The following is a 22,423-nucleotide window of genomic DNA, read 5'->3' on the forward strand; positions in this document are numbered from 1 at the left end:
TGATATTCAACCACTAACCCACCTGCGGTTCACATTGGCTCCCTACGGTTGACCCATGCGTCGATCGATTCTCTTCGCGGTTGGGGCGCGCGCAATCCGTTCGCTGACCGCCGCCCGCTCCCACAGAGGACGCTTCCCAACCCACGACCAGAACAGCTCGTTCCTCGGCCCCGAACCACGCGGCAAGGATGCCAAGAAGTGGCACATCCGAGACAAACGCAAACTCTCGAACCGACTGCGCGAATTCTTCATCTACTCCCCCGCGCTCGGCCGCACCGTCGGTGTACGGGTACTGCTGCCGGGCATTCCGCAGGAGGTCAGCCCGGTCATCCACCTCTATCACGGTGGCGGTGACGACTTCCGATCTTGGACAGACTTCGGGTCCGCCGAGGAACTCACACTCGACTCCCCCTACCTGATCGTCATGCCGGATGCCGGAGCCGGCACCTACTCGCGGGTGGCAGTCGGCAGCGAGGTCCACGACTGGCCGACCTTCCACACCAAGGAGATCCCGGAATTCCTGCGCAAGAACTTCTCTGTGGATTTCGCGCCGGAGAACCAACTCCTCGCCGGACTGTCTATGGGTGGGTACGGGGCGATGAAGTACGCCGCCTGGCACCCGGACCGCTACAGCTGGGCAGCCGCGTTCTCGTCCCCACTCGACCCTTTGTCTGCGATCCCTGCCTTCGACATCATCGCCATGCGAGAAGGTGCAAAGTCGATGACGCTGTTCGGCGATCCCGTCACCGACCGCAGCGAATGGATCGCGAACTCCCCCTACGGGCTGGCGGAGAACCTGCACGGCCTGAACGTGTGGCTCAGCGCCGGCTCCGGCAGTCTCGAAGAGTCAAAGGACCGCGACCTCCTCGAGTCGATGGTCAACCAGCAGGGCGAGCGCTTCTCCGCACGATTGAATGTGCTGGGCATCCGTCACTCCTGGTTTCCCCGCACCACCGGCCTGCACAATTGGACCAGCTGGGAACGGGAGCTGGGCGCGTGGCTGAAGACTCTGCACCGTCAACGCGACTACGCCAGTTCCGATCACTGCAGCCTCGAGCGCCGGGGTGAGCATCGAGGTGGTTCCCGTGTTGCGGACGGTGGCGAGTTCTCGTATCTGACAGGCCACGCCCTTTTCGATATCTACGGATGGAGGGTCGAAATCTCACGGCGAAGGCCTCAGATCGTATGCTTCGGCTGCGTCAGTGCGACCGGCTTCTCCCTTACCGGAATCGGAAGCTTCCGAGTGCGCACACCGGACCTGTATGAACCCGGTCGCCGATACGACATTTCCGTCGTCGGGCCAACAGGAGCGAATGACTATCCGCAGCGCGCCGACAACAAGGGGCGTCTGACGTTCACAGGACGGCTGGCTGCGGCCATGCACGATCCGAACATCCCGGGCAAGCGCACCCAGCACTTCACTGCTGTGGGACAGTCCGAGGTCACGACCGTGCACATCGCCTCGGCCTCGGGTGACTCTTCCGCACCCCTACAGGCCGAGCGTGCAGCAGATCCAGTTGCCCCGCCTGGCGAAGCGACAGACTCCCCGCCTGGCGAAGCGACAGATGTTTCGGATTCGGCACATGTCGATGGTGAATCTCAGACGGCGAGTGTTTATGGTTATAACGGTCGCAGCAATGCGACCGGCTTTCGCCCACCTGATTGAACGTTGACTTCGAGAGGTCACCCATGAAACGCGTACTCCCAGCCATCGCTCTCATCGCCGGATTGGCCCTGACCGGCTGTTCGGGAACGGACTCCAAAGACTCCAAAAACGATCAGGCAGAGGACTCAGGCAGTGCTGCCCAGCCCGCGACAGAAGAGACACCAGAGGCAGTGCAGCTTGACGAGGATCAGCTCAAACAGATCATCGAATCCACAGATGTCGATGGCCAGTCATACAAACCCGTCGACCTCGGCGCAGCCTCCGGCAGCGAAGCAATCAAGGCCCTCGAAAAAGCGGAATACGAACCTGCTGAATGCAAGGACCTCGCACTGTCGGCTCTCAACGCCAGCGAGGCAGGCAACGGCACCACGCTCGCGGGAACCTCTGCGGACAACACCATGAGCGTCTCACTGATGAGCCTGGCCGATGAGAAGGCTGCCGGCTCACAACTGCAGAACTCGACCAGGGTCGCCGAGAAGTGCAGCGACGTGACTGTCAAGACCCAAGGCATCGATATGAAAATGAACTACGAGACCTTCGATGCCGTTGTCGATGGTGCCGACGAGACCGTCGGAGTCCGTGCCAAGATCTCTTCCGGCGGTCAGACGGTCCTCGACACCGACACCGTCACCAGCCGCGTCGGCAACAACCTCGTCACCGCCGCCAATATCGCCGATGCAGGGGATGCAGACTCGGTCACCAAGACCGCAAAGACATTCGTCGAAGCCGTCAAGAACGCGGGCTGACCAACCTCACGACAATGAGCTGACCAACCTCACGACCCCGAACTGAGCAGCGACGCTCGCAGAGCGCTCCAGGTCTCCTGCAGTCGCGTCGACCACCAGTCGAATCGTCCCGGATCCACCGCCAGCCTCTCCAAACGCTGTGGGTCCGGGACGATTCGCGTCACTGGGATCTGACCGTCGACCGGGTTCAGGCTCAGCTCAGGGCCTACAACGTCCTGAGCAAGCAGCCGCCCTGTGCCCAGACCGCAGGCAGGGTGTTCGCCCAGGAGCTCACGGCTCCGGGGTGTGCGCGGCAACGTTGCCGCCAGCTGAGCACCGGCAGCCAACCCGACGGATGATTCCAATGCCGATGACACCACAGCGGGCAGGCCACAGGCTTCGAGGACGGCGCGCGCTGCAGCGATCCCACCCAAGGGCTGGACTTTGACGATGACAACCTCGGCGGCTCCCAGCTCTGCCACGCGCAACGGATCATCGGCCTTGCGGATCGACTCATCCGCGGCCAGGACCACGGGAAGTCCCTGGTCAGCGAGTTGTTCGCGCAACTTCGCCATCTCCTCGACAGCCGTGACGGGCTGTTCGAAGTACTGCAGGTCGAAGGCCGCAAACTCGGCACAGGCGACGAGCGCCTCGGTCAGCGTATAGCCGGCATTGGCATCGAGGCGCAGAGTCGTCGTGGGGAACAGCCGCCGGAATTCGCGCAGTCGCTCGAGGTCAGCGGGCAGGGAGTCGATTCCGTATTCGGCCACCTTCGCCTTGACCGTGCCGACGGGTCCGTAGTGCGCCATGATCGGCTCAACCTCGGAGGTCGCGCACGCAGGCAGGGTCGCATTGACGGCAACGGATTGGGCAGCTCCGGACTGGGCACCAGATCCCGAGGGCCCAGCCTTGGTCGCTCCTGGCCGTGCGACTCCGGGCAGCAGTCCCGCGAACTCGAGTGCGGCCCCCAGCCAACGAGAGGATTCGACTGCCTCGTATTCGGTGAACGGGGAGAACTCCGCCCACCCATCAGGTCCTTCGAAGAGCATGACCTCGCGCTCGGTGATACCGCGAAATCGGGTCACCATGGGGAGGGAGAGAACGTGGAAATTCGGCACGAGCTCAGTGATCGACTCGGGAACCTGCTGCATATCAGCCATGGAGCAACCCTATCTGTCAGGCGACAGACGATAGGGTTAGGGTCATGACGGTTTCTGAAATCTTTGACCCCTCTCAGTGGCGTGAAGTCTCCGGATTCGACTTCACCGACATCACCTACCACCGCGCGGTCAAACCCGACGGCACCGACCTGGGATGCGTGCGCATTGCCTTCGACCGTCCCGATATCCGCAACGCCTTCCGCCCCCACACCGTCGACGAGCTCTTCCGGGCCCTCGACCACGCCCGCCAGACCTCGGACGTCGGCGCGGTCCTGCTCACGGGCAATGGCCCCAGCTCACGCGACGGCGGTTGGGCATTCTGCTCCGGCGGCGACCAGCGCATCCGCGGCCGTTCGGGCTACCAGTACGCCTCCGGGGAGACCCGCGAGTCCGTGGACCCGGTCCGCGCCGGTCGCCTCCACATCCTCGAGGTCCAACGGCTCATCCGCACCATGCCCAAGATCGTCATCGCCGTCGTCCCCGGCTGGGCTGCCGGCGGCGGTCACAGCCTCCACGTCGTCTGCGACATGACCATCGCATCCCGCCAGCATGCGAAGTTCAAACAGACCGACGCCGATGTCGGCTCCTATGATGCCGGCTACGGGTCTGCCTACCTGGCGAAGATGGTCGGACAGAAGAAGGCCCGCGAGATCTTCTTCCTCGGTCGCACCTACTCGGCCCAGGACATGGCAGACATGGGCGCCGTCAACGAGGTCGTCGACCACGAGGACCTGGAGACCGCGGCGCTGACCATGGCCAAGGAGATCCTCGGCAAGTCCCCCAACGCCCAGAGGATGCTGAAGTTCGCGTTCAACCTCCTCGATGACGGCCTCATGGGTCAGCAGGTCTTCGCAGGTGAGGCCACCCGTCTGGGGTATATGACCGACGAAGCCGTCGAAGGCCGTGACTCCTTCCTGGAGAAGCGCGACCCCGACTGGTCCCCCTACCCCTGGTACTACTGAGCACTCCCCTTGATGAACGCACAGTCCGTTGAGGATCTGCCCAGTGCAATCGATCGTGCCTTGGACGGCCGGTCGATCCTCGTCCTGCCCCGCACCCGTGATGCCGCCATCACCGAGGTGGCTCCCAGACAGTGGAGAGGTGCAGGCCGGGCGCCGGCGCTGGTGCTCTTCACCTCGGGTTCGACGGGCACGGCCAAGGCCGTCGCCCTGTCCGCCGAGGCCCTGACCACCTCGGCGAGGGCCACAGAACGGTCCCTTGCCGGGCCCGGCGATTGGCATCTGAGCCTGCCCATCAACCACATTGCGGGGTTCCAAGTGGAGCTGCGCGCCCGGCTCGCGGGACGGGAACCGATCAGGACCACTTCGGCGACCTTCACCGCCGGCTCCTTCGCCGACGAGGCGCAGCGTCTGTTCGCCCGTGCCGGCCAACGGCCGACCTACACGTCGCTGGTGCCCACCCAATTGCACCGGGTACTTGCAGGCGAACGAGCCACACTTGCGGCAGCGAAATTCGACGCCATCCTCCTCGGCGGTTCCGCAATCTCACCGGCGCTGCTCGAGCGCGCCGATGCGCGAGGCCTGCACATCATGCGCACCTACGGGATGAGCGAAACCGCAGGTGGGTGCGTGTACAACGGGGTTCCCTTCGACGGTGTCGAAATCACGATCACCGAGTCCTCGACGATCAACCTGAGTGGAGGCGTCGTCGCCGATTCCTACGTCGAGATCACAGCCGAGGGGAACATCGTCCCCGTCGACAGCCCCGGCCTGACCACCGGCGCCAACGGTGGTCGGACCATGCACACGAGCGATCTGGGTCGGCTGGACGATGGGGTACTCACGGTGCTCGGCCGTGCCGATGACATCATCGTCTCCGGCGGCACGAACGTCTCACCACATGCCCTCGAGACCGGGCTCCTGCCCACCTGGCAGCACCATGGAATCGCCGAGGTGCTCGTGACCTGGGTGCCCGATGAGGAGTGGGGGAAACTGCTTGTCGCCCTCGTCCGCATCGATGGTCAGACGCCCGCTGACCTGACCGAGACGATGGGTTCACCACGTGAGTTCGCGCGAAGGCTGGCCAGACTCGACCACGGAATGCAGGGCCAACTTCTGCCGCGGCTGGTCTTCTGCGTCCCAGAGATCCCCAGTCGCTCGATCGGTAAGCCCGACCGGCAGGCTGCCGCCCGGCTTGCGGCCGAGCTGGCTGAGTCGGCTGAGCTGGCTGAGTCGGCTGAGCTGGCTGAGTCGGCTGAGACAGATAACAGCTGAGGCCCAGCACCCGAATACCCTATTAAGTGAACTGTCGGTAATATGAGACGGTTCCAATTCTCATGAGGAAGGCATCCAGCCCAATGGCAACTGCAGCGCAGTGGATCTCCGGAGCCCGATTACGAACATTGCCGCTGGCTGTGGCCCCTGTTCTCATCGGCACCGGTGCCGCAATCGGCTCTGTCGGCGGCTTCACCTCATTCATCATCGGTGACTACACGCGCAACGGCCACGACTATTCGCTGCCGCAGATCTTCCTCCGTGCCGTACTGGCCCTCATCGTCTCGCTCTGCCTGCAGATCGGGTCGAACTTCGCCAACGACTACTCCGACGGCGTCCGCGGCACAGATGATGTCCGCGTCGGCCCAGTCCGCCTCACAGCGACCGGACTCGCCGAACCCAGCGCGGTCAAAAGGGCGGCGTTCTTATTCTTCGGCATCGCCGGGGTCACCGGAATCGCTCTCGTGCTCATCGCACAGGCATGGTGGTTCCTCATCGTCGGCGCCGCCGCTGTGGCCGCCGCCTGGTTCTATACGGGCGGCAAGAAGCCCTACGGGTACATGGGGCTGGGTGAAGTCTTCGTCTTCGTCTTCTTCGGCCTTGTGGCCACGCTGGGCACGATGTGGATGCAGGTCGGCGGACTCAGCCTCAGCGGCTGGGCAGGTGCGATTGCCATCGGTTCACTCGCCTCGGCGGTGCTCATGGTCAACAACCTGCGCGACATCCCGACCGACATCGAGGCCGATAAGATCACTCTGGCCGTGCGCTTCGGCGACAACCGGGCTCGGATCGCATATGCCAGCCTCGTACTCGTACCCTTCGCGCTGCTGGTCCTGGCCATCCTCGATGGGCATCCAGCCGTCGCACTGGCCATCCTCGCACTGGTGCTCGCGCTCAGCCCGCTGAAGACGGTGCTGCGTGGGACCACAGGCCCCGGTCTCATCCCGCCGATCAAATCTACGGGCCTCACGGCTCTGGCCTTCGCCGCTCTGATGGGACTGGGACTGGCTCTGTAACCCGGCTCAGTTCTCTTCGTCGACGTTCTCTGCGTCGACGATGCGGTCTTCTGTGTCCTCGTCAGCGCTCTTCCGCTTGGGGCTCGTGGCTCGCTTCGCCACACGCTTCTCGATGTCGTCTGCCACTTTGGCCCGCATGCTGCCCAGGAAGAGGTAGCTGAGGATGGCTCCGATGACGATTGCCGCCATCGCCATCACGAGGTTGAACCCGAGGAATGGCTGCAGAATCAGTCCGACGGCGACGATGATGCCCAGACGGGCCAATGTATAGATCCAGAAGTTGCGCATTGCACCTATTTTAGTCCGTCCACATCAGTGATTCATCACCGCCGGTGTGGGCCGGTGTTCAGGTTAGTGGACTATCCTGGGTGCATGGCTCGAATACTCATTGCCGCGATCGTCCTTGCGGCGGCGGTCACACTGTACGGACTCTTCGATTGCCTTCTGCGCGATCGTGGTCTGATCCGAGTCTTGCCCAAACCCGTCTGGGCAATCATCATTCTGTGCATCCCGGTGATCGGCTTCATCCTCTGGTACGCCTTCGGACGCGGATCCGAGGACAAGCCCACAGCTGCACCTCGCCGTCGCGGCCCCAGCGCCCCAGACGATGACGAGGACTATCTGCGGAAGATCGATCGCGACGTCAAGCTCGGAAAGCACGCTCCTGAGGCGCAGAACCCCGCGGACAAGACTCCCGACGCTGATGACAAGCCTTCCTCCACCGATTCCGACACTCACTCTGCCGACACCGACGATCATGGTTCAGGCGGCTCCACCGGCGAAGGTCGCGGCCGCTCGAACTGAGTTCGCGGGCTGAAGCTTTGCTGATGCTGCTTGGCGGGCTTGATCCCTTTGGATCCTAAGCTCCGCTGGTCTGTCTGAGCGCTGGTCTGAGGCTCTTGTTGCCCACTGAGCACCGCTGTCCGTCGCCCGTCTAAGACGAACGCTTGTTGACTGCAGACGAGGCTTGCGCGGGAGCTAGATATCTCCCCCTTCAGGATGTCAGCACAGAGAACAGAACTACGGCGCACGAACGTGTTCAGACTCGATCCAGCGCTCGTCACCCGCTGCTGGAGGCGCCACGCGACGCAGACATCCGCCTGATTGGACTCTTCATAAATAGCCCTGCAAGGCGGAAGGCGGCTATCCAGTGGCCGAGGACCCATCATCACGTTACGGCTGAGATACTCCTCCGGCGCCGGCCCAACAGTCAAGCGTCGTCGCTCAACATTGGAAACAGTTCAGCGCTGAGCATCAATCGCTCAGCGCTGGCAGCGGATCACCGCTGACTACTGATCGGCCGTGACTACTGTTCGGCCGCGGCTGCTGATCAGCTGAGGCCTGAGTAGGAGTGCAGGCCGTTGAAGTACATGTTGACGACGGTGAAGTTGAAGATCACGGTGGCGATGCCGATGAGGTTGAGTACGGCCACCTTCGTCGGTCCCCAGCCGCGAGTGGCGCGGGCATGCAGGTAGGCAGCGTAGACGACCCAGACGACGAACGTCCAGATCTCCTTCGAGTCCCAGCCCCAGTAGCGGCTCCAGGCCACCTCGGCCCAGATGGCACCGGCGATGAGGGTGAACGTCCAGGTGATGAAGCCGACCGCTGCGATCGTGTAGGAGAAGCGTTCCAGATCGATGCTCGCAGGCATGCGGCGCATGAACTGCAGCCACTTCGGGTTCTTGGTCTCGTACCTGTCCTTGAGGATCTGGAACAGGGCCAGGATCGCGGAGATGTAGAGCAGCGACGTCGACAGGATCGCAATAGGCACATGGATGGCGATCCAGTATGAGTCGAGCGCTGGGATGAGCTTCGCGGCCGGCGTGTAGAACACAGTGATGGCCAGCCCCAGGCACAGGAGCACTCCCCCTGCGACGATGGTTCCCAGGTAGCGGATGTCCTTCTTCACGTTGACGATGAGGAAGACGATCACGGTGATCGCGGTGGCGGTGAGGACGTACTCCATCATGTTGCCCCACGGCACACGCATCACGGACAGCGCACGGGTGAGCACAGCTGCCACATGTAGGAGCCCGGCAAGGACGAGGAGCGATGTGCCGATCCGGGCACCGCGCCGAGGCCTCTGTTTGCGCGAACCGGTCGTGTTCTCGGCCGAAACGCCCGTCTCCGGCGGATCGAGGAGGGCCGTCGTGGTCTTCCTGTTCGTGCGTCGCACGTTCGAAGGTTTGGCTGCACTCGTCGCGCTGACTTCGCTCTGTTTGAGTTCGCGCCCGCCGAACAGGTCGAAGGCATAGAAGATCATGGCGACGGCGTAGACGATCATCGCCGAGATGATGAGCTGGTTCGACCACATTGCGAGGTCAGTGTTGACGTCCATACATCCTCCGCACCAGCGGTGCTCTTCCATTTGTGTTGGGTTGCTGTGCTGTTGCTGTGTTCGAGCCGCCCGCATCGGGGTCGACCCGCGACAATTCTACTCCGCGTAGTACCTAAAGCTAATCATTCGTCGTCACTGGCAATCCGGCTCCCCGGATGGGACTCGGGATCAGCATCTGGTTTGTCGGCAAGGTCCTTCGCCAGATCCTGCGCCGCCCGTTCGACCATCTGGTCTTCACCGCGGGCAAGAGCCGCAATTTCGACCTGACCGTCCTTGATGCGCACCCACATGCGTCGGCGTGGGATGAACAGGGACAGGCCGAGTCCCAGCAGCACTGCGATCGCGCCGGCCAGCATCAGACCCTGCGTCGGGTCCTGGGAGATGTCGACGGCGATATAGCGTTTGACCCCGTCGAAGGTCACCGAGCCGCCGTCGGGCAGTTTCTGGGTCTCACCCTCGGCGAGTTGGATGAGCAGAGGGTTGCCCGCGGAGTCGGTCATCTCCGTCATGTTCTCGGCATCGATCGTGTACACCGACTGCGGGGTTCCGTTGTCGAGGCCCAGGTCACCGGTGTATCCGCTCATCACGAGGTAGGGGTTGCGCAGTTCGGCGAAGCTGGAGACCAGTTCGCCGTTCTCGTCCTGAGTCGCTGTCGGCAGGAAGACGCCGACGAAGCCCATCTGGGTTCCGGCGGAGTCAGGGACCTTGATGACGCCTTCGGAGGTATATCCCGGGTCGCCGCCATCGGGGATGAATACCTGCGGCCCCGAATGCACGACCTTTCCCTTCGCGTCCTTGACCGTGACTTCCGGCGCGTAGCCGTTTCCGGTCAGGTAGACGCCCGTTCCGCCTACGCGCACGGGCTCATTGACGCGCAGCGTGTGCTTCTCGCTCTTCCCGTCCGCGGTGGCCGTCACTTTTGCGTCGAAGGTGCGGGGCTGACCGAATTGGCTGCCAGGGGCCTCATCGTCGAAGGTGGATTCGAAGCTGTCGAGTTTGAGCCGGAAGTCCGGCAAGTAGTCCGCGTTGTAATAGGAGCCGGGCTCGAATGAGTCGTAGGCGACCAGTGAGTTCGTGAAAGTCTCCCCCTCGACGAGGATGCGCTGGCCCTGGTAGCCGAACAGGGATCCGATCGCCATCGTCAGGGTGGCAACGAGGAGTGCGATATGGAAGACCAGGTTGCCGGTCTCGCGCAGGTAGCCGCGTTCGGCAGACACATGGTCATCGTGGCGCACCGTGCGGTAGCCGAGCCTTTTGAGCCGAGCCTGAGCGGTGGTGAGGAAGTCCTGATCCGCGGCTTCGCGGGATTCGGCAGATCCGGTCGCCGAGGCGAAGGTTTCGTATCCGGGCATCCGACCCAACCGCCTCGGCGCCTTTGGAGGGGCCGAACGCATGGCCTTCCAATGCTGGGCCGAGCGTGGAATCACGCAGCCGATGAGCGAGATCATCAGCAGCAGATAGATCGCGGAGAACCAGATCGAGGAGTACACGTCGAACATCTGGATCGTGTCGAGGAACTGGCCCCAGGCGCCATTGGATTCGAGGAACGTGGTGACCCGGCCCGGGTCCTGGATGCGCTGAGGCAACAGGGAACCTGGGATTGCGGCCATGGCGAGAACGAGGAGGAGGATCAGAGCCACCCGCATCGTCGTCAGCTGACGCCAAGCCCACCGGCACATGCCGATGAATCCCAGCTGCGGCTGCGTCACAGCCTGTTTGTCGGCGGTCTTCTTCGCCACTAGATCACCACTTCGAAATCATAGATCAGACCCTGCAGAGAGGTCATCCACGCGTTCCACAGCCCGGAGGCCATGAGAACGCCCAACACGATGAGCATGATGCCGCCGGCACGGACGATTGCCGCCTGGTGTCTGCGCACCCAGGTCAGCCGTCCGGCGCCTTTGTGGATCGCCACTGCCAGGAGGATGAACGGGATGCCCAGTCCCAGGCAGTACACGAATGCCAGAATCGCGCCGCGCCAGATGGCTCCGTCGCCGCCGAAGCTCACCGACATCGACAGAACAGCTGAGAGGGTCGGTCCGACACATGGTGCCCAGCCGAGTGCGAAGGTCGCGCCGAGCACGGGCGCACCCCACAGTCCCGCCTTGGGCCGGGCCCGGATCCGGTGTTCCCTCTGGAGCAGTCCGAAACCGCCCATGAAGACGAAACCGGCGATGATGACGATGACGCCGAGGATCCTGATGAGCACGCCCTGCCACTGTGAGAACAGTGCGCCGAGGGCCGAGAAACCGGTTCCCAGCAGAACGAAGACGACGGTGAATCCGAGGACGAACAACGCGATCCCGACGACCACCCGCCAAGATTCTTTGTCCTTGAGCGAGGATCCGCTCAGTCCCGTGACATAGCCGACGTAGCCGGGGACCAACGGGAGTACGCAGGGTGAGACGAAGGAGACGAGTCCGGCCAGTGCGGCCGCGCCGGCGGCCAGAAGCAGCGGCCCGTCGAGAACCGTTTGGGCGAAGTCCGCCCCGATTCCACTCACTCCGCCTGCACGTCCTCGATGAGGCCCTTGAGCGTCGACTCATCGACCTCTCCGACGACTCGGGCCGCGGCACGGCCCTTCGCATCGAGTACGACGGTCGAGGGTGTGGCCTGCGGCGGGAGGACTCCCGAGAGCAGAGCCACCATGTCTCCGTTGGTGTCGAGCATGTTGGCGTAGGGCACCTGGTAGTTCGAGACGAAGGCGTTGGCAGCGGCCTCCTGGTCGCGGACGTTGACGCCGAGGAACTGAACCTCGTCGCCGAATTCCTCGGACAGGGATTTCAGGGCCGGGGCTTCCTTCCGGCACGGCGGGCAGGCCGCGTACCAGAGGTTGATGACGACCGGCGTGGGTCGAAGGCCGGCCAGCGACATCGACTTTCCGTCGAGTGTCTCGAAGCTGAGCTCGAGTGGGTCGCCCCTCTTGTCCTTGGCCACCTGTGACACGACACCGGACCCGGACACATATCCTTGATCGGACCCGGCCTGATCGGCCAGTTCGTCATTTTCGCTGCAGGCGCTGAGCACCACAGCGGTGCCGGCGATCAGGCCGGTCAGGAGGGTGCGGCGGTTCAGCGGATTGCGGGCATTCATGCTCCGGCCACCGATTGCTTTGGCTGCAGATCTGCACAGATGCTCTCGTAACTCACGGATACAAGTGTGGACGATTCGAATGTGAAACTGGTGATAGAAGCCAGGTCACATTCCCGTCTCCGCGGGTCATGGACGAGCGAACGGTGTTCCCCCGCCAGGCGTGTCATCCAGATCGGAAGCTGGTGGGAGACGATGACTCCCTCGGCCTCGAGCCCGTGCTTGTCGAGCTTGGCACGCAGGCTGGCCATGGCTGCCTGCATCCGCAGCACGATCTGTTTGTAGGGTTCACCCCAGGACGGGGTCAGCGGGTTGTACAGACGCACCAGGTTGCGCGGCTCGGCCATGCGTCGGGCGTTGACCTTCTGCCCTTCGAAGGAGTTCGCGGCCTCGATCACACGGTCATCGGTGAAGACCGGCATGTCCAGTCGCTCACGCAGCGGGGTGATCGTCTGCTGTGCCCGCAGCAGCGGGGAGCACACGAGTTCGTCCGGGGTCACCGAGGCGGCGGCGAAGTGCTCGCCGACGCGACGGGCCATCTCATGACCACGGTCGGTCAGACCGAAGTTCGGCAACCGACCATAGAGGATTCCCTCGGGGTTGTCGACCTCCCCATGCCTGACCAGGTGGATCTTCGTCATCAGTTCCCCTGCGCGTTGGGCACACCGGCTGCGGCCTTGGCTGCGGCAGGCAGTGCCGAGACGATCCGATCGAGGATCTCATCGGTGTGTGCGTAGGACAGGAACCAGGCTTCGAAGGCGCTCGGCGGCATGTGGATGCCCGACTCGAGCATCGAATTGAAGAACGCAGAGTAACGGTCGACGTTCTGCGTCTTGGCATCGTCGTAGTTGGTGACCTCACGGTCGGTGAAGAAGACGGAGAACATCGAGTTCGCAGACTGGATGGTGTGCTCGACCCCTTCGGCCTCGAGGCTGGCAGCGACTGCGGGCCGCAGAATGTCCGCGGCGCGTGAGATGTGTGAGTACACATCGAGTTCTGTTGTCAGTTGGAGTGTAGTCAGTCCGGCGGCGGTGGCCACGGGGTTTCCGGACAGGGTTCCCGCCTGGTACACCGGGCCCGTCGGTGCCAGATGCTCCATCACGTCGGCTCGTCCGCCGAAGGCCGCGGCCGGGAAGCCGCCGCCCATGACCTTGCCGAATGTGAACAGGTCGGCAGGTCCATCCGGGTAACCGAGTGTTTCAGCTTCATGGCCGTACCAGCCCGCGGCCGAGACGCGGAAGCCGGTCATCACCTCATCGCTGATCATCAGTGCTCCGTGGGCCTTGGTCAGGCGGCGGATGGTGTTGGTGAAGCCGTCTCGGGGAGGCACGACGCCCATGTTTCCGGGGCTGGCTTCTGTGATGACGCAGGCGATCTCATCACCGTGTTCGTTAAAGACCGCCTCCAGGCCGGCCGCGTCGTTGTAGTCGACGACGATCGTGTCCGAAGCCTGGGCACCGGTCACGCCCGGGGTATCGGGAAGGGAGAAGGTGGCCAGACCGGATCCGGCTTGGGCCAGAAGCGCGTCGACGTGCCCGTGGTAGCAGCCGGCGAACTTCACGATCTTCGCCCGGCCTGTGTATCCACGGGCCAGCCGGATGGCGCTCATGGTCGCCTCGGTGCCCGAAGACACGAGCCGCACCTGTTCGACGGGTTCGACGCGGGCGACGATCTCCTCGGCGAGTTCGACCTCACCGGTCGACGGGGTTCCGAATGAGAAGCCCTTGACGGCGGCTTCCTGCACAGCGGCAACCACCTCGGGTCGGGAGTGGCCCATAATCATGGGCCCCCACGAACCGATGAGGTCGATATAGTCGTTGCCATCGGCATCGCGCAGCCAGGCTCCGGTCGCCGAGGTGATGAAGCGCGGGGTGCCTCCGACGGCTTTGAAGGCCCGCACCGGGGAGTTCACTCCACCGGGGATGACATGTTCGGCGCGCTCGAACAGCGCGGCCGACTTCGCAGTCTCGTGTTTCATGGGTTCTCCTGAAGAAGTCGCCGGATCGATGGTCGGTTCAGATATTAGTAGAGTCGGTTCGCTCGGCCGCGCAGGTCGTGCTCAGGTGGAAGGGGTCCGGTCAGCTGCCAGGGGTCGAAGGTTCGGAATCGATCGGTGGTGTATCCACTGGTCCCTTCCCGATCTCACGCATATGAGCCGTGACCTTGCCGAAGACACGTCCCAGCGTCGCCATCTCCTCCGGGTCGAGCAGATCGACGAGGTGATCGCGGACGCTTTCCACATGCGAGGGTGCCATGGTGACGAGGAGATTCCAGCCAGCCTCGGTCATCTGGCAGTTGACTCCGCGTCCGTCTTCGGCGATCGAGAAGCGCTCGAGGAGCCCCTTCTTCTCCATCCGGGCCACGCTGTGGGTCAGACGGGAGCGTGACATGGTCGTGTCCATCGCGAGCAGAGCCATCCGCATCGTCCGGTCTTCATGTTCGCTCAGCCGGACCATGATCTCGTATTCGGGCAGGCCGATTCCGTGACTGTCCCGCAGCTCCTTGTCCAGCTGCACCGTCAGCAGCTGTGAACCGGTGAGATAGCTTCTCCAGGCCTTCTGATCAGGTTCGCTCAGCCAACGTGGCTCGCTCATCAGTGTGCCCCGCCTGGTGTGTCTGAGTTGAGTCGCTGCGCAACTTCTGTGGCCCAGTAGGTGAGGATAGCGTCGGCACCGGCACGCTTGAAGGCGATGAGTGATTCGTCGATCGCGCGTTCGCGTTCAATGGCTCCGGCCGCGGCCGCGAACTCGATCATCGCGTACTCCCCCGACACCTGGTATGCCCACACGGGCACCGGTGACTCACAGGCCACCTCGGCGAGGACATCGAGATAGGGCAGTCCGGGCTTGACCATGACGATGTCGGCACCTTCGGCCAGGTCGAGGTCGAGTTCACGCATGGCCTCACGACCGTTCGCGGGGTCCTGCTGGTAGGTCTTCCGGTCGCCCTGGAGCTCCGAATCCACGGCCTCGCGGAAAGGTCCGAAGAACGCGGAGGCGTATTTTGCGGAGTAGGCCATCACGACGACGTCGATGAAGCCCTCGAGGTCCAAAGCCTCCCGGCAGGCGCCAACCTGTCCGTCCATCATTCCGGAGAGTCCCACCACGTGGGCTCCGGCCTTGGCCTGCGCCACAGCCATAGCGGCGTAGCGCTCCAACGTTGCGTCGTTATCGACGCCGCCCTCGGAATCTAGGACTCCGCAGTGTCCGTGGGAGGTGAACTCGTCGAGGCACAGATCGGCCATGATGACCGTCGTATCGCCGAGGTTGTCCCGCAGCAGCGTCAATGCGCGGTTGAGGATGCCCTCGGGATCATTGGCCTGAGAACCCTCATTGTCCTTGTGTTCCGGAATTCCGAAGAGCATCAGCCCGCCGACTCCGGAGTCCACAGCCTCATTGGCCGCCTCGAGCAGTGAGTCCAGGGTGTGCTGGACGACTCCGGGCATGGAGTTCAGAGGCGCCGGTTCGCTCAGGGTCTCCTTGACGAACATGGGCAGGATGAGATCGGCCGGGTCCAGGCGCGTCTCCGAGACAAGCCGACGCAGGGCCGGAGTCGTCCGCAGACGACGGGGCCGAACAGTTCCAGGGACCAATGTCATGTCAGGCCTTCTTTCTGCGACGCTTCTGGCTGGGGCGCGTCGGGGTGGTTCCCGCCGCCAAGTCGTCCTCGCGTGAGGACATCGCGAATTCGACCAATCCGTCGATGAGTGAGGTGAGGTTGGCTTCCTCGGCAAGGACGTCGACACGCAGTCCGTGCTCGGCCGCGGTGTTCGCCGTGGCCGGTCCGATGCAGCAGATCACCGAGGTGGCTGCAGGCTTTCCGGCGATCCCGACGAGGTTGCGCACCGTGGATGAAGAGGTGAAGAGGAATGCGTCGAAGTCTCCAGCCTTGATGGCTTCCCTGATGGGAGCGGGAGGCGGTGAAGCCCGCACAGTCCGGTAGGCCGTGACGTCGTCCGGGTCCCAGCCCTTCTCTAGCAGTCCGGCGACGAGCACCTCGGTGGCGATGTCGGCGCGCGGCAGCAGGACTGTGTTCATGGGGTCGATGTCGTCGACGTAGTCCGGCCAGGCTGCGGCCAGGCCGCGTGCCGAGTGTTCGCCGTCGGGAACGAGGTCGGGGGTGATGCCCCAGTCGATGAGTGCGGCAGCGGTGCGGCCGCCGACGGCGGCAACCTTGACGCCGGAGAGCGAACGGGAATCGAGGCCGAAGTCCTCGAACCACATGCGCACTGCGCGGACAGCGTTGACGGAGGTGAAGCCGACCCATTCGTAGGATCCGTCGACGAGGCCACGGATCGCCTTCTCCATCTGAGTCGGAGTGCGCGGGGGTTGGACGGCGATGGTGGGGACAACTGTGCCCACAGCACCCAGCTCACCCAGCGCCTCGGCGGTGGAAGTGCCCTGTTCCTTCGTCCGCGGGATGAGGACCTGCCAGCCGAAGAGCGGTTTGGTCTCGAACCAGCTGAGTTCGCCTCGTGATTCCACACCCTGTCCCATGATGACCACCATACGATCTCCGCCGGTCTGTGCCATTGTCAGGGCCTGCCCCAACGTGGTCTCCACGCTCGTCTGATCGGTCGTGGAGATGCCCCATCCCAGGAGCACCTTCGTGCCCTCGTCCCAACCGTCGTCGAGCAGGGAGCGGATCGCCTGTTCGTGGTCGGACGTGGTGCCTGTGAGCACATGGGTGGTGTTGCGGTGCCGGGACACGTCGACATGTGTCTGCGGGCCGGCCTCGATGAACCGGACAGAGCGCACACGGTTCGTCGTCAGCGCGGTGCCTGTGAACGCCGAGGTGGCTGCAGAGAGTCCGACGCCGGGGACGATCTCAACCTCGACGTCGGCCTTGCGGCACACGGCGGCTTCGGCCGTGGTCGGGGTGAAGATGATTCCGTCATCGGAGCTCAACCGCACGACGGTCTTGTCTGGGCGTGCCAGTTCGGCGAGCTTGCGCCCCCGCGTGGAGGCGGTCGCACCGAGCTGAGCGGCTTCGATGATCTCCGTGGCCTGAGGCACGTAGGCGGTGACGATCTCCGAATGGACGTGGGTGTCGTAGACGACGATCTCGGCGTTCGCGAGGATGTCGGCGCCCCGGATCGTCATCAGACCCGACTCACCGGGACCGCTGCCGATGAAGACGACGCGAGGTGAGGCGGGCAGAAGACGTCGGGGCTGGACCTGGCCTGTTGTCATACCTGCTCCTGGACTTTGACAGGGGTGAGGTGATCCGCGGACTGCGCGGGATCGATGCCGAGCTGCCCCAGCAGGTTCTCTGCCGCTGCGGTGCCGAGTTCGTCGGCCAGCCGAGCCAGCTCCTTGCCGGTGATCGACAGTTGGTTGGCACTGCTCGAGCCCAGATCCACATCTGGAGTCACGGGCAGTGGGGCGCTCTGCCTGGTGCGGGCGAGGTTTCCGTCATCATCGGCCATGACGGCTTCGACGACGAATTCCGAGCCCTCGATCGTGGCCAGCGCACCGATGGGGGCCGAGCAGCCTGCCTCTGCGCGGGACAGGATCGCCCTCTCGCAGGTCACGGCCAGGTCGGTGGTCTCATCGTGGAGCTGCTTGAGCTGATCGCGGACCTCGGCGTCGGCAGCCATGACCTCGTTGTCGAGGGCATAAGGGCTGTCGGCGCCCCTTGTCTCAATAGCCAAGGCTCCCTGACCCGGGGCAGGGAGCATCGTGGTGAAGTCGAGGGAATCGGTGGCCTCGGCCAAGCGGCCGATGCGACGGACTCCGGCTGCGGCCAGAACGACGGCGTCGAGTCGTCCGTCGCGAACATGTGCGATGCGGGTGTCGACGTTTCCGCGCACTCCGCGGACCTCGATATCGGGTCTTGCTGCACGCAGCTGCACGGCACGACGTGGCGATCCGGTGCCCACGACGCTGCCGGCCGGCAGCTGTGCGAAGCTCAGACCGTCACGGCCGATGAGGACATCGGCAGGATCGACCCGCGGTGGGATGGCGGCCATTTGGATACCCGCCTCCGGAGTGGTGGGCAGGTCCTTGAGCGAGTGCACGGCAATATCGATCTTGCCCTGGTGCAGGGCCTGACGGACGGCGGAGACGAAGACGCCTGTGCCGCCGAAACCGGTCAGCGGCGACATGTTGACATCGCCTTCGGTCACGACCTCGACGATCTCAATGCGCCAGCCGGTCAATGCCGCGAGCTGGTGGGCGATCGCTGTGGACTGGGAACGTGCCAGCTTCGAGCGGCGCGTGCCCAGGCGGATCGTGCGACCGGAGTAGTGCTCGGGTTCGACGATGTCGAGGGTATGGTCGGCCACCGGCCGCACACCGTCGGCTTCGACGTGATTCGCGCTGGAGGCCGTGGCCACCTTGGTCTCCGGCTTCGTGATCGAGTGGGCGACCTTGTTCGTCGGCAAGTCGAAGAGCTGCATGAGCGCCTGCGCGTAGTCGATGTCCGAGTTGGTGACGGCCAGTTCCTTGACCTTGACCGTCGGCGTGTGGATGAGCTTCTCTGCCACTCGGTGCAGGGACTTGCGGATCTCGGCGAAGGCCTTGTCGTCAACCTCGGCACCGATCTTCTTCTCCAGACGCTTCGTCTCAGCGGCGAGCACGTCCTTGGCGTGGGTGCGCAGTGCCGTGACGGTGGGGGCGACCGATCGTTCCTTGGCACCGGACTCGAGTTTGGTCAGCTCCTCCGCGATGATCGCGCGCACCGCTTCGACAGTTTCGACGACCGCGGTGTCCCGCTGGTTCGCGGAACTGGTGAGCATGGTCCGGATCTCGCCGAGACCGAACAGTGCCACGTGCTCGAACTCGCGCACCGACGGATCGATGTCGTGCGGCAGGGCGAGGTCGACGAATGCCTTGTTCGCCGCACCCTTGGGGTTCTGCGACAGACCGGCCTGGATGTCTTCGCGGGTGACGACGACTTCGCGGGCACCGGTGCAGGAGACGATGAGATCGGCGTCGGCGATCTCCTCGGCCAGGATCCGGGAGGTCAGTTCGCGGGCGCGTCCGCCCACCTCGGCGACGAGGCGCTCTGCCTTGTCCACCGTCCTGTTGAGCACCGTGGTCTGAGCTACGCCCTCCTTGTGCAGGCCCGACACGACCAGTCCGGACATGGCACCGGCGCCGATGACCAACGCGTTCGCTGCGCGCAGGGATCCGATGTGCGCCTGGGCGCCTTCGAGTGCGGCGCTGAAAAGAGAGCGTGCAACTTCGTCGAGGCCGGTCTCCGAGTGGGCCCGTTTGCCCACTCGCAGGGCCTGTTGCAGGGCATGGGAGAGGTCGGAGGTCAGTGCCCCGGCCGAAAGCGACTCGGTGAATGTCGCGCGCAGCTGACCCAGGATCTGGGCTTCGCCGATCGCCATTGAGTCGAGACCGCAGGAGACCTTGAGCAGATGCTCCATGGCCTGGGTGTCGTAGTGGGCGTAGAAGTGCCCAGCGATGTCCTGCCATTCTTTGTCGATGGAGGACACGAGGGCATTGCCCAAGTCGGCGAGGCCTCCGTGGAAGGCGGTGACGTCGGCGATGAGCTCAAGGCGGTTGCACGTCGAGAGAACCGCGAGTCCCTCCACATTGTCTCCGGCCAATGCGTCGGTGCGTAATGCTCCTACCTCACCGGCGCCGAATGCGAGAGCGTCCAACATGTCGATCGGTGCCGACTGATGGGAAATGCCGAGAACCAAGAGAGTCAATTCCTGTGCTCCTCAAAACCTGGGTTGAGCGGTGCCGAATCAAGCGCCGAATAGTATGCGAGTACTTGCAGCTCACTGGCCAGATCGACTTGATGCACACGAATAGAATCCGGGGCGTCGAGCACGGTGGGTGCGAAGTTCAGGATGCCGCGCACGCCTGCCTCAGCGGCGATGCGTGCCGCAGCTGGTGCCGCGGATGCTGGTACTGCCATGACCACGAGGTCGATGCCCTCGGGCCAGGTGGCAAGTTCGGTGAGGTCGGAGACCGGAAGAGTGCCGATCACGGTTCCGATCTTGGCCTCATCGGTGTCGAAGATTGCGGTGAGTGAGAGTCCGCGGCGTTTGAATCCTGCGTAATCGGCCAGAGCTGAGCCCAGCCGACCGGCGCCGATGATGGCAACGGTGCGCGCCCGGTCGAGACCGAGGAAGGTGCGCAGAGTCGAGGCGAGGTCCTCGCAGGAGTATCCGACTCCGCGCCGACCAGAGCGTCCCAGCTGGGACAGGTCCTTGCGCAGAATCGATGACGACACACCACTGCGGGCCGCCAACGCCTCCGAAGAGATCGTTGACTGGCCTGTTGCGGCGATCGTCTCAACCGTCTGCAGATAGATCGGGAGTCGGGAGATGACGCGTTCGGGGACGTCCTTGCGGACGACACCCTCAATGCTGTTGGCGGACAGAATCTCGCCCACGAAAACGCGTCACTCCTTCAATCGATCTCATGCGCCCAAAGCCTCAATGGCCTTGGACAGCCGGTCCGAATCGACCCGATGGAAACTGTGCTGCCGACCGTTGAGCAACACGACCGGGACATCCCAGCCGTACTGTCCGGCAAGATCGTCATCGGTGTCGATGTCGATTTCACTCACGCTTACGTCCCTGCCGGCCACAGCCTCGGCGATGGCATCCCTGGCGGTTTCGCACAGGTGGCAGTCGGCGCGTGTCAGGAAGGTCAATGTGACCACTGCACACTCCTCATCGGGCGACAACAAACCCCGCCGAATTCGAATTCGAGCGGGGGCGTAGGACCGCTGCCGGTCTTACTTCTTGTTGCGACGCTGGTGGCGTGTCTTACGAAGCTGCTTACGGTGCTTCTTCTTTGACATACGCTTGCGGCGCTTCTTGATGACTGAGCCCACGCGGGTACCCCTTGTAATCGTCGGTGGAGGTGAACATCTGGTGCCCACCCTTTGAACTAACCGTGCAATTCTATCGCTTGGGCCTCTGCTTTCCCAAAACTGTGTCCAGATCCACAGCGTCGCTTCCATGATCCCCGAGGACGCGGGCTTCAGTCGAAGTAGGCGTCGAGCCCGAAGAATGGGAACAGGCTCTTTCGAGTGCCCATCACGGCACGGTCGAGTTCGGATTCGGGGTCGAAACCGTTCGTCCAGCGGGTGAATGAGCCGTCGAAGCCATCGGTCATCGACAGTGGCGCTTCCCGCCCGGTCTTCGTCTGCGCATAGTGGGCCCAACGGCCGGGAATGCGGGCGCCGGGGTCGATGTCGAGTCCTGCGGAGATCGCAAGCACGTTGGTCCAGACGCGAGGCACCACGTCGATGATCGCGTAGCCCCCTCCCCCGGTCGCCAGCCATTTTCCGTCCGTGTGTTCGGCGGCGAGGTCCCGCACCCATTCGGTGGCCACTCTCATCGCGTCGACACTCAGACGCATGTGCGTCAGCGGGTCGCTGCGGTGTCCGTCGCAGCCGTGCTGGGAGACGATGATCTGCGGTTCGAATCCGCCGATGATCGCGGGGATCACGGCGTCGAAGGCACGCAGCCAGTCCGCGTCGAGTGTGCGCGGCGGCAGCGCGATGTTCGCCGCCGAGGCGGCCGCGCGCAGTCCGCCGATGTCGGCGGGATAGCCGGAGCCGGGAAACAGGAACTTCCCCGATTCGTGCATCGAGATCGTGAGCACGCGCGGATCGTCCCAGAAGAATTTCTCCACACCGTCGCCGTGGTGGGCGTCGAGGTCGATGTAAGCGATGCGTTCGTATCCTGCATTGAGGAATTCTGTGACGGATCCGGCGATGTCGTTGTACACGCAGAATCCGCTCGCGTGATCGGGCATCGCATGGTGCATCCCGCCGGTGAAGTTCACGGCGTGGCGGTAATCGCCGGAGATGATCGCCCGCGCCGAGTCGACCGAACCCTGGAACAGCATCGCCGAGGCGGCATGCATGTTTTCGAATCCGGGAACGTCTTCGGTGCCGATGCCGAACTTCTCGGCTTCCTCGTCGCTCAGACCGGTTCCGTCGCCGACCTTCTTCACCGCCGCGATGAAGTCCGCGTCGTGGAGGTTCGCCAACGTGTCCTCTTCGACCTCGCCCACGCCGTGGACGTGGACGTTCTCGGCGTCGAAGAGGCCGAAGTCCATGGCCAGTTTCGCAGTCAGATCAAGTCTGAGGGGGTGCATGGGATGGCTGGGACCGAAGTTGTATCCGGTCACCGCATCGTCCCAGACGACATACACATCGCTATCGGCCATGAAGACCATGCTATATGGCACGGCTCACCTACGGAGATTCGCA

22 protein-coding genes are annotated in these 22,423 nt (G+C 63.7%); 6 read left to right on the plus strand and 16 right to left on the minus strand.

Going from position 1 to position 22,423, the window contains the following annotated elements:
* Positions 1-55 precede the first annotated feature (55 nt).
* Together INT29_RS15055 and INT29_RS15060 are read left to right on the plus strand one after the other, a co-directional pair.
* The gene (locus INT29_RS15055) at positions 56-1,666 is read left to right on the plus strand and encodes an alpha/beta hydrolase (protein WP_193072159.1); all 1,611 of its coding nucleotides are present in this window, start codon (positions 56-58) and stop codon (positions 1,664-1,666) included.
* Positions 1,667-1,689: 23 nt separating this feature from the next.
* The gene (locus tag INT29_RS15060; RefSeq protein ID WP_101570493.1) at positions 1,690-2,412 is read left to right on the plus strand and encodes a hypothetical protein; all 723 of its coding nucleotides are present in this window, start codon (positions 1,690-1,692) and stop codon (positions 2,410-2,412) included.
* A gap of 29 nt (positions 2,413-2,441) precedes the next feature.
* On the opposite strand, the gene INT29_RS15065 is transcribed toward INT29_RS15060, so the two are convergent.
* On the minus strand, positions 2,442-3,551 hold the full coding sequence (locus tag INT29_RS15065; RefSeq protein ID WP_193072161.1) for an o-succinylbenzoate synthase: 1,110 nt from the start codon (positions 3,549-3,551) through the stop codon (positions 2,442-2,444).
* 44 nt (positions 3,552-3,595) lie between these two features.
* On the opposite strand from INT29_RS15065, the gene INT29_RS15070 reads away from it, so the two are divergent.
* The 3 genes from INT29_RS15070 to INT29_RS15080 all read left to right on the plus strand — a co-directional run bounded on the left by INT29_RS15070 (position 3,596) and on the right by INT29_RS15080 (position 6,801).
* Positions 3,596-4,513 (plus strand): 1,4-dihydroxy-2-naphthoyl-CoA synthase, encoded by a 918-nt coding sequence (locus tag INT29_RS15070; protein ID WP_193072163.1) that lies wholly within the window; start codon positions 3,596-3,598, stop codon positions 4,511-4,513.
* A 12-nt stretch (positions 4,514-4,525) separates the two neighbouring features.
* A complete protein-coding gene (locus INT29_RS15075) occupies positions 4,526-5,785 on the plus strand; it encodes an AMP-binding protein (RefSeq protein WP_193072165.1) in 1,260 nt (419 codons plus the stop codon).
* 83 nt (positions 5,786-5,868) lie between these two features.
* Positions 5,869-6,801, plus strand: a complete 933-nt coding sequence (locus INT29_RS15080) for a 1,4-dihydroxy-2-naphthoate polyprenyltransferase (RefSeq protein ID WP_193072167.1) — start codon at positions 5,869-5,871, stop codon at positions 6,799-6,801.
* 6 nt (positions 6,802-6,807) lie between these two features.
* Here INT29_RS15080 and INT29_RS15085 read toward each other — a convergent pair whose 3' ends face one another.
* Positions 6,808-7,089 (minus strand): DUF4229 domain-containing protein, encoded by a 282-nt coding sequence (locus tag INT29_RS15085; protein ID WP_101570498.1) that lies wholly within the window; start codon positions 7,087-7,089, stop codon positions 6,808-6,810.
* Positions 7,090-7,173: 84 nt separating this feature from the next.
* On the opposite strand from INT29_RS15085, the gene INT29_RS15090 reads away from it, so the two are divergent.
* Positions 7,174-7,605 carry a PLD nuclease N-terminal domain-containing protein gene (locus INT29_RS15090; RefSeq protein WP_193072169.1) on the plus strand — a complete coding sequence of 144 codons (432 nt, stop codon included), beginning with the start codon at positions 7,174-7,176 and terminating at the stop codon, positions 7,603-7,605.
* Between the two features lie 526 nt (positions 7,606-8,131).
* Here INT29_RS15090 and ccsB read toward each other — a convergent pair.
* The 14 genes from ccsB to INT29_RS15160 form a co-directional block, all read right to left on the minus strand.
* Positions 8,132-9,139 carry a c-type cytochrome biogenesis protein CcsB gene (ccsB, locus tag INT29_RS15095; protein ID WP_193072171.1) on the minus strand — a complete coding sequence of 336 codons (1,008 nt, stop codon included), beginning with the start codon at positions 9,137-9,139 and terminating at the stop codon, positions 8,132-8,134.
* 122 nt (positions 9,140-9,261) lie between these two features.
* Entirely contained in the window at positions 9,262-10,878 is a 1,617-nt protein-coding gene (locus INT29_RS15100) for a cytochrome c biogenesis protein ResB (protein ID WP_193072173.1), read from the minus strand.
* Entirely contained in the window at positions 10,878-11,633 is a 756-nt protein-coding gene (locus INT29_RS15105) for a cytochrome c biogenesis CcdA family protein (protein WP_193072275.1), read from the minus strand. The genes INT29_RS15100 and INT29_RS15105 overlap by 1 nt, the downstream gene beginning before the upstream one ends.
* A 5-nt stretch (positions 11,634-11,638) precedes the next feature.
* A complete protein-coding gene (locus INT29_RS15110; RefSeq protein ID WP_193072175.1) occupies positions 11,639-12,232 on the minus strand; it encodes a TlpA family protein disulfide reductase in 594 nt (197 codons plus the stop codon).
* Complete coding sequence (locus INT29_RS15115) at positions 12,229-12,870, minus strand: histidine phosphatase family protein (RefSeq protein WP_101570503.1); 642 nt, start codon at positions 12,868-12,870, stop codon at positions 12,229-12,231. The genes INT29_RS15110 and INT29_RS15115 overlap by 4 nt, the downstream gene beginning before the upstream one ends.
* Positions 12,870-14,207, minus strand: coding sequence for a glutamate-1-semialdehyde 2,1-aminomutase (gene hemL, locus INT29_RS15120; RefSeq protein ID WP_193072177.1), 1,338 nt, complete (start codon positions 14,205-14,207; stop codon positions 12,870-12,872). Before hemL ends, INT29_RS15115 begins: the two co-directional genes overlap by 1 nt.
* A gap of 100 nt (positions 14,208-14,307) precedes the next feature.
* Entirely contained in the window at positions 14,308-14,823 is a 516-nt protein-coding gene (locus INT29_RS15125) for a MarR family winged helix-turn-helix transcriptional regulator (protein ID WP_193072179.1), read from the minus strand.
* A complete protein-coding gene (hemB, locus tag INT29_RS15130; RefSeq protein ID WP_193072182.1) occupies positions 14,823-15,827 on the minus strand; it encodes a porphobilinogen synthase in 1,005 nt (334 codons plus the stop codon). The genes INT29_RS15125 and hemB overlap by 1 nt, the downstream gene beginning before the upstream one ends.
* A 1-nt stretch (position 15,828) precedes the next feature.
* Entirely contained in the window at positions 15,829-17,421 is a 1,593-nt protein-coding gene (locus INT29_RS15135; RefSeq protein ID WP_193072190.1) for a uroporphyrinogen-III synthase, read from the minus strand.
* Positions 17,418-19,895: a glutamyl-tRNA reductase gene (gene hemA / locus INT29_RS15140; protein WP_193072192.1), complete on the minus strand. Its 2,478-nt coding sequence runs from the start codon at positions 19,893-19,895 to the stop codon at positions 17,418-17,420. Before hemA ends, INT29_RS15135 begins: the two co-directional genes overlap by 4 nt.
* Positions 19,892-20,587, minus strand: coding sequence for a redox-sensing transcriptional repressor Rex (locus INT29_RS15145; protein ID WP_101570513.1), 696 nt, complete (start codon positions 20,585-20,587; stop codon positions 19,892-19,894). Before INT29_RS15145 ends, hemA begins: the two co-directional genes overlap by 4 nt.
* A gap of 27 nt (positions 20,588-20,614) precedes the next feature.
* Positions 20,615-20,860 (minus strand): glutaredoxin family protein, encoded by a 246-nt coding sequence (locus tag INT29_RS15150; RefSeq protein WP_193072194.1) that lies wholly within the window; start codon positions 20,858-20,860, stop codon positions 20,615-20,617.
* A 75-nt stretch (positions 20,861-20,935) separates the two neighbouring features.
* The gene (locus tag INT29_RS15155) at positions 20,936-21,034 is read right to left on the minus strand and encodes a 30S ribosomal protein bS22 (protein WP_009882927.1); all 99 of its coding nucleotides are present in this window, start codon (positions 21,032-21,034) and stop codon (positions 20,936-20,938) included.
* A gap of 149 nt (positions 21,035-21,183) precedes the next feature.
* Positions 21,184-22,389, minus strand: coding sequence for an acetoin utilization protein AcuC (locus tag INT29_RS15160; protein WP_193072277.1), 1,206 nt, complete (start codon positions 22,387-22,389; stop codon positions 21,184-21,186).
* Positions 22,390-22,423 lie beyond the last annotated feature (34 nt).

Source organism: Brevibacterium sp. FME37 (assembly GCF_014897485.1).
Taxonomy (GTDB): Bacteria; Actinomycetota; Actinomycetes; order Actinomycetales; family Brevibacteriaceae; genus Brevibacterium.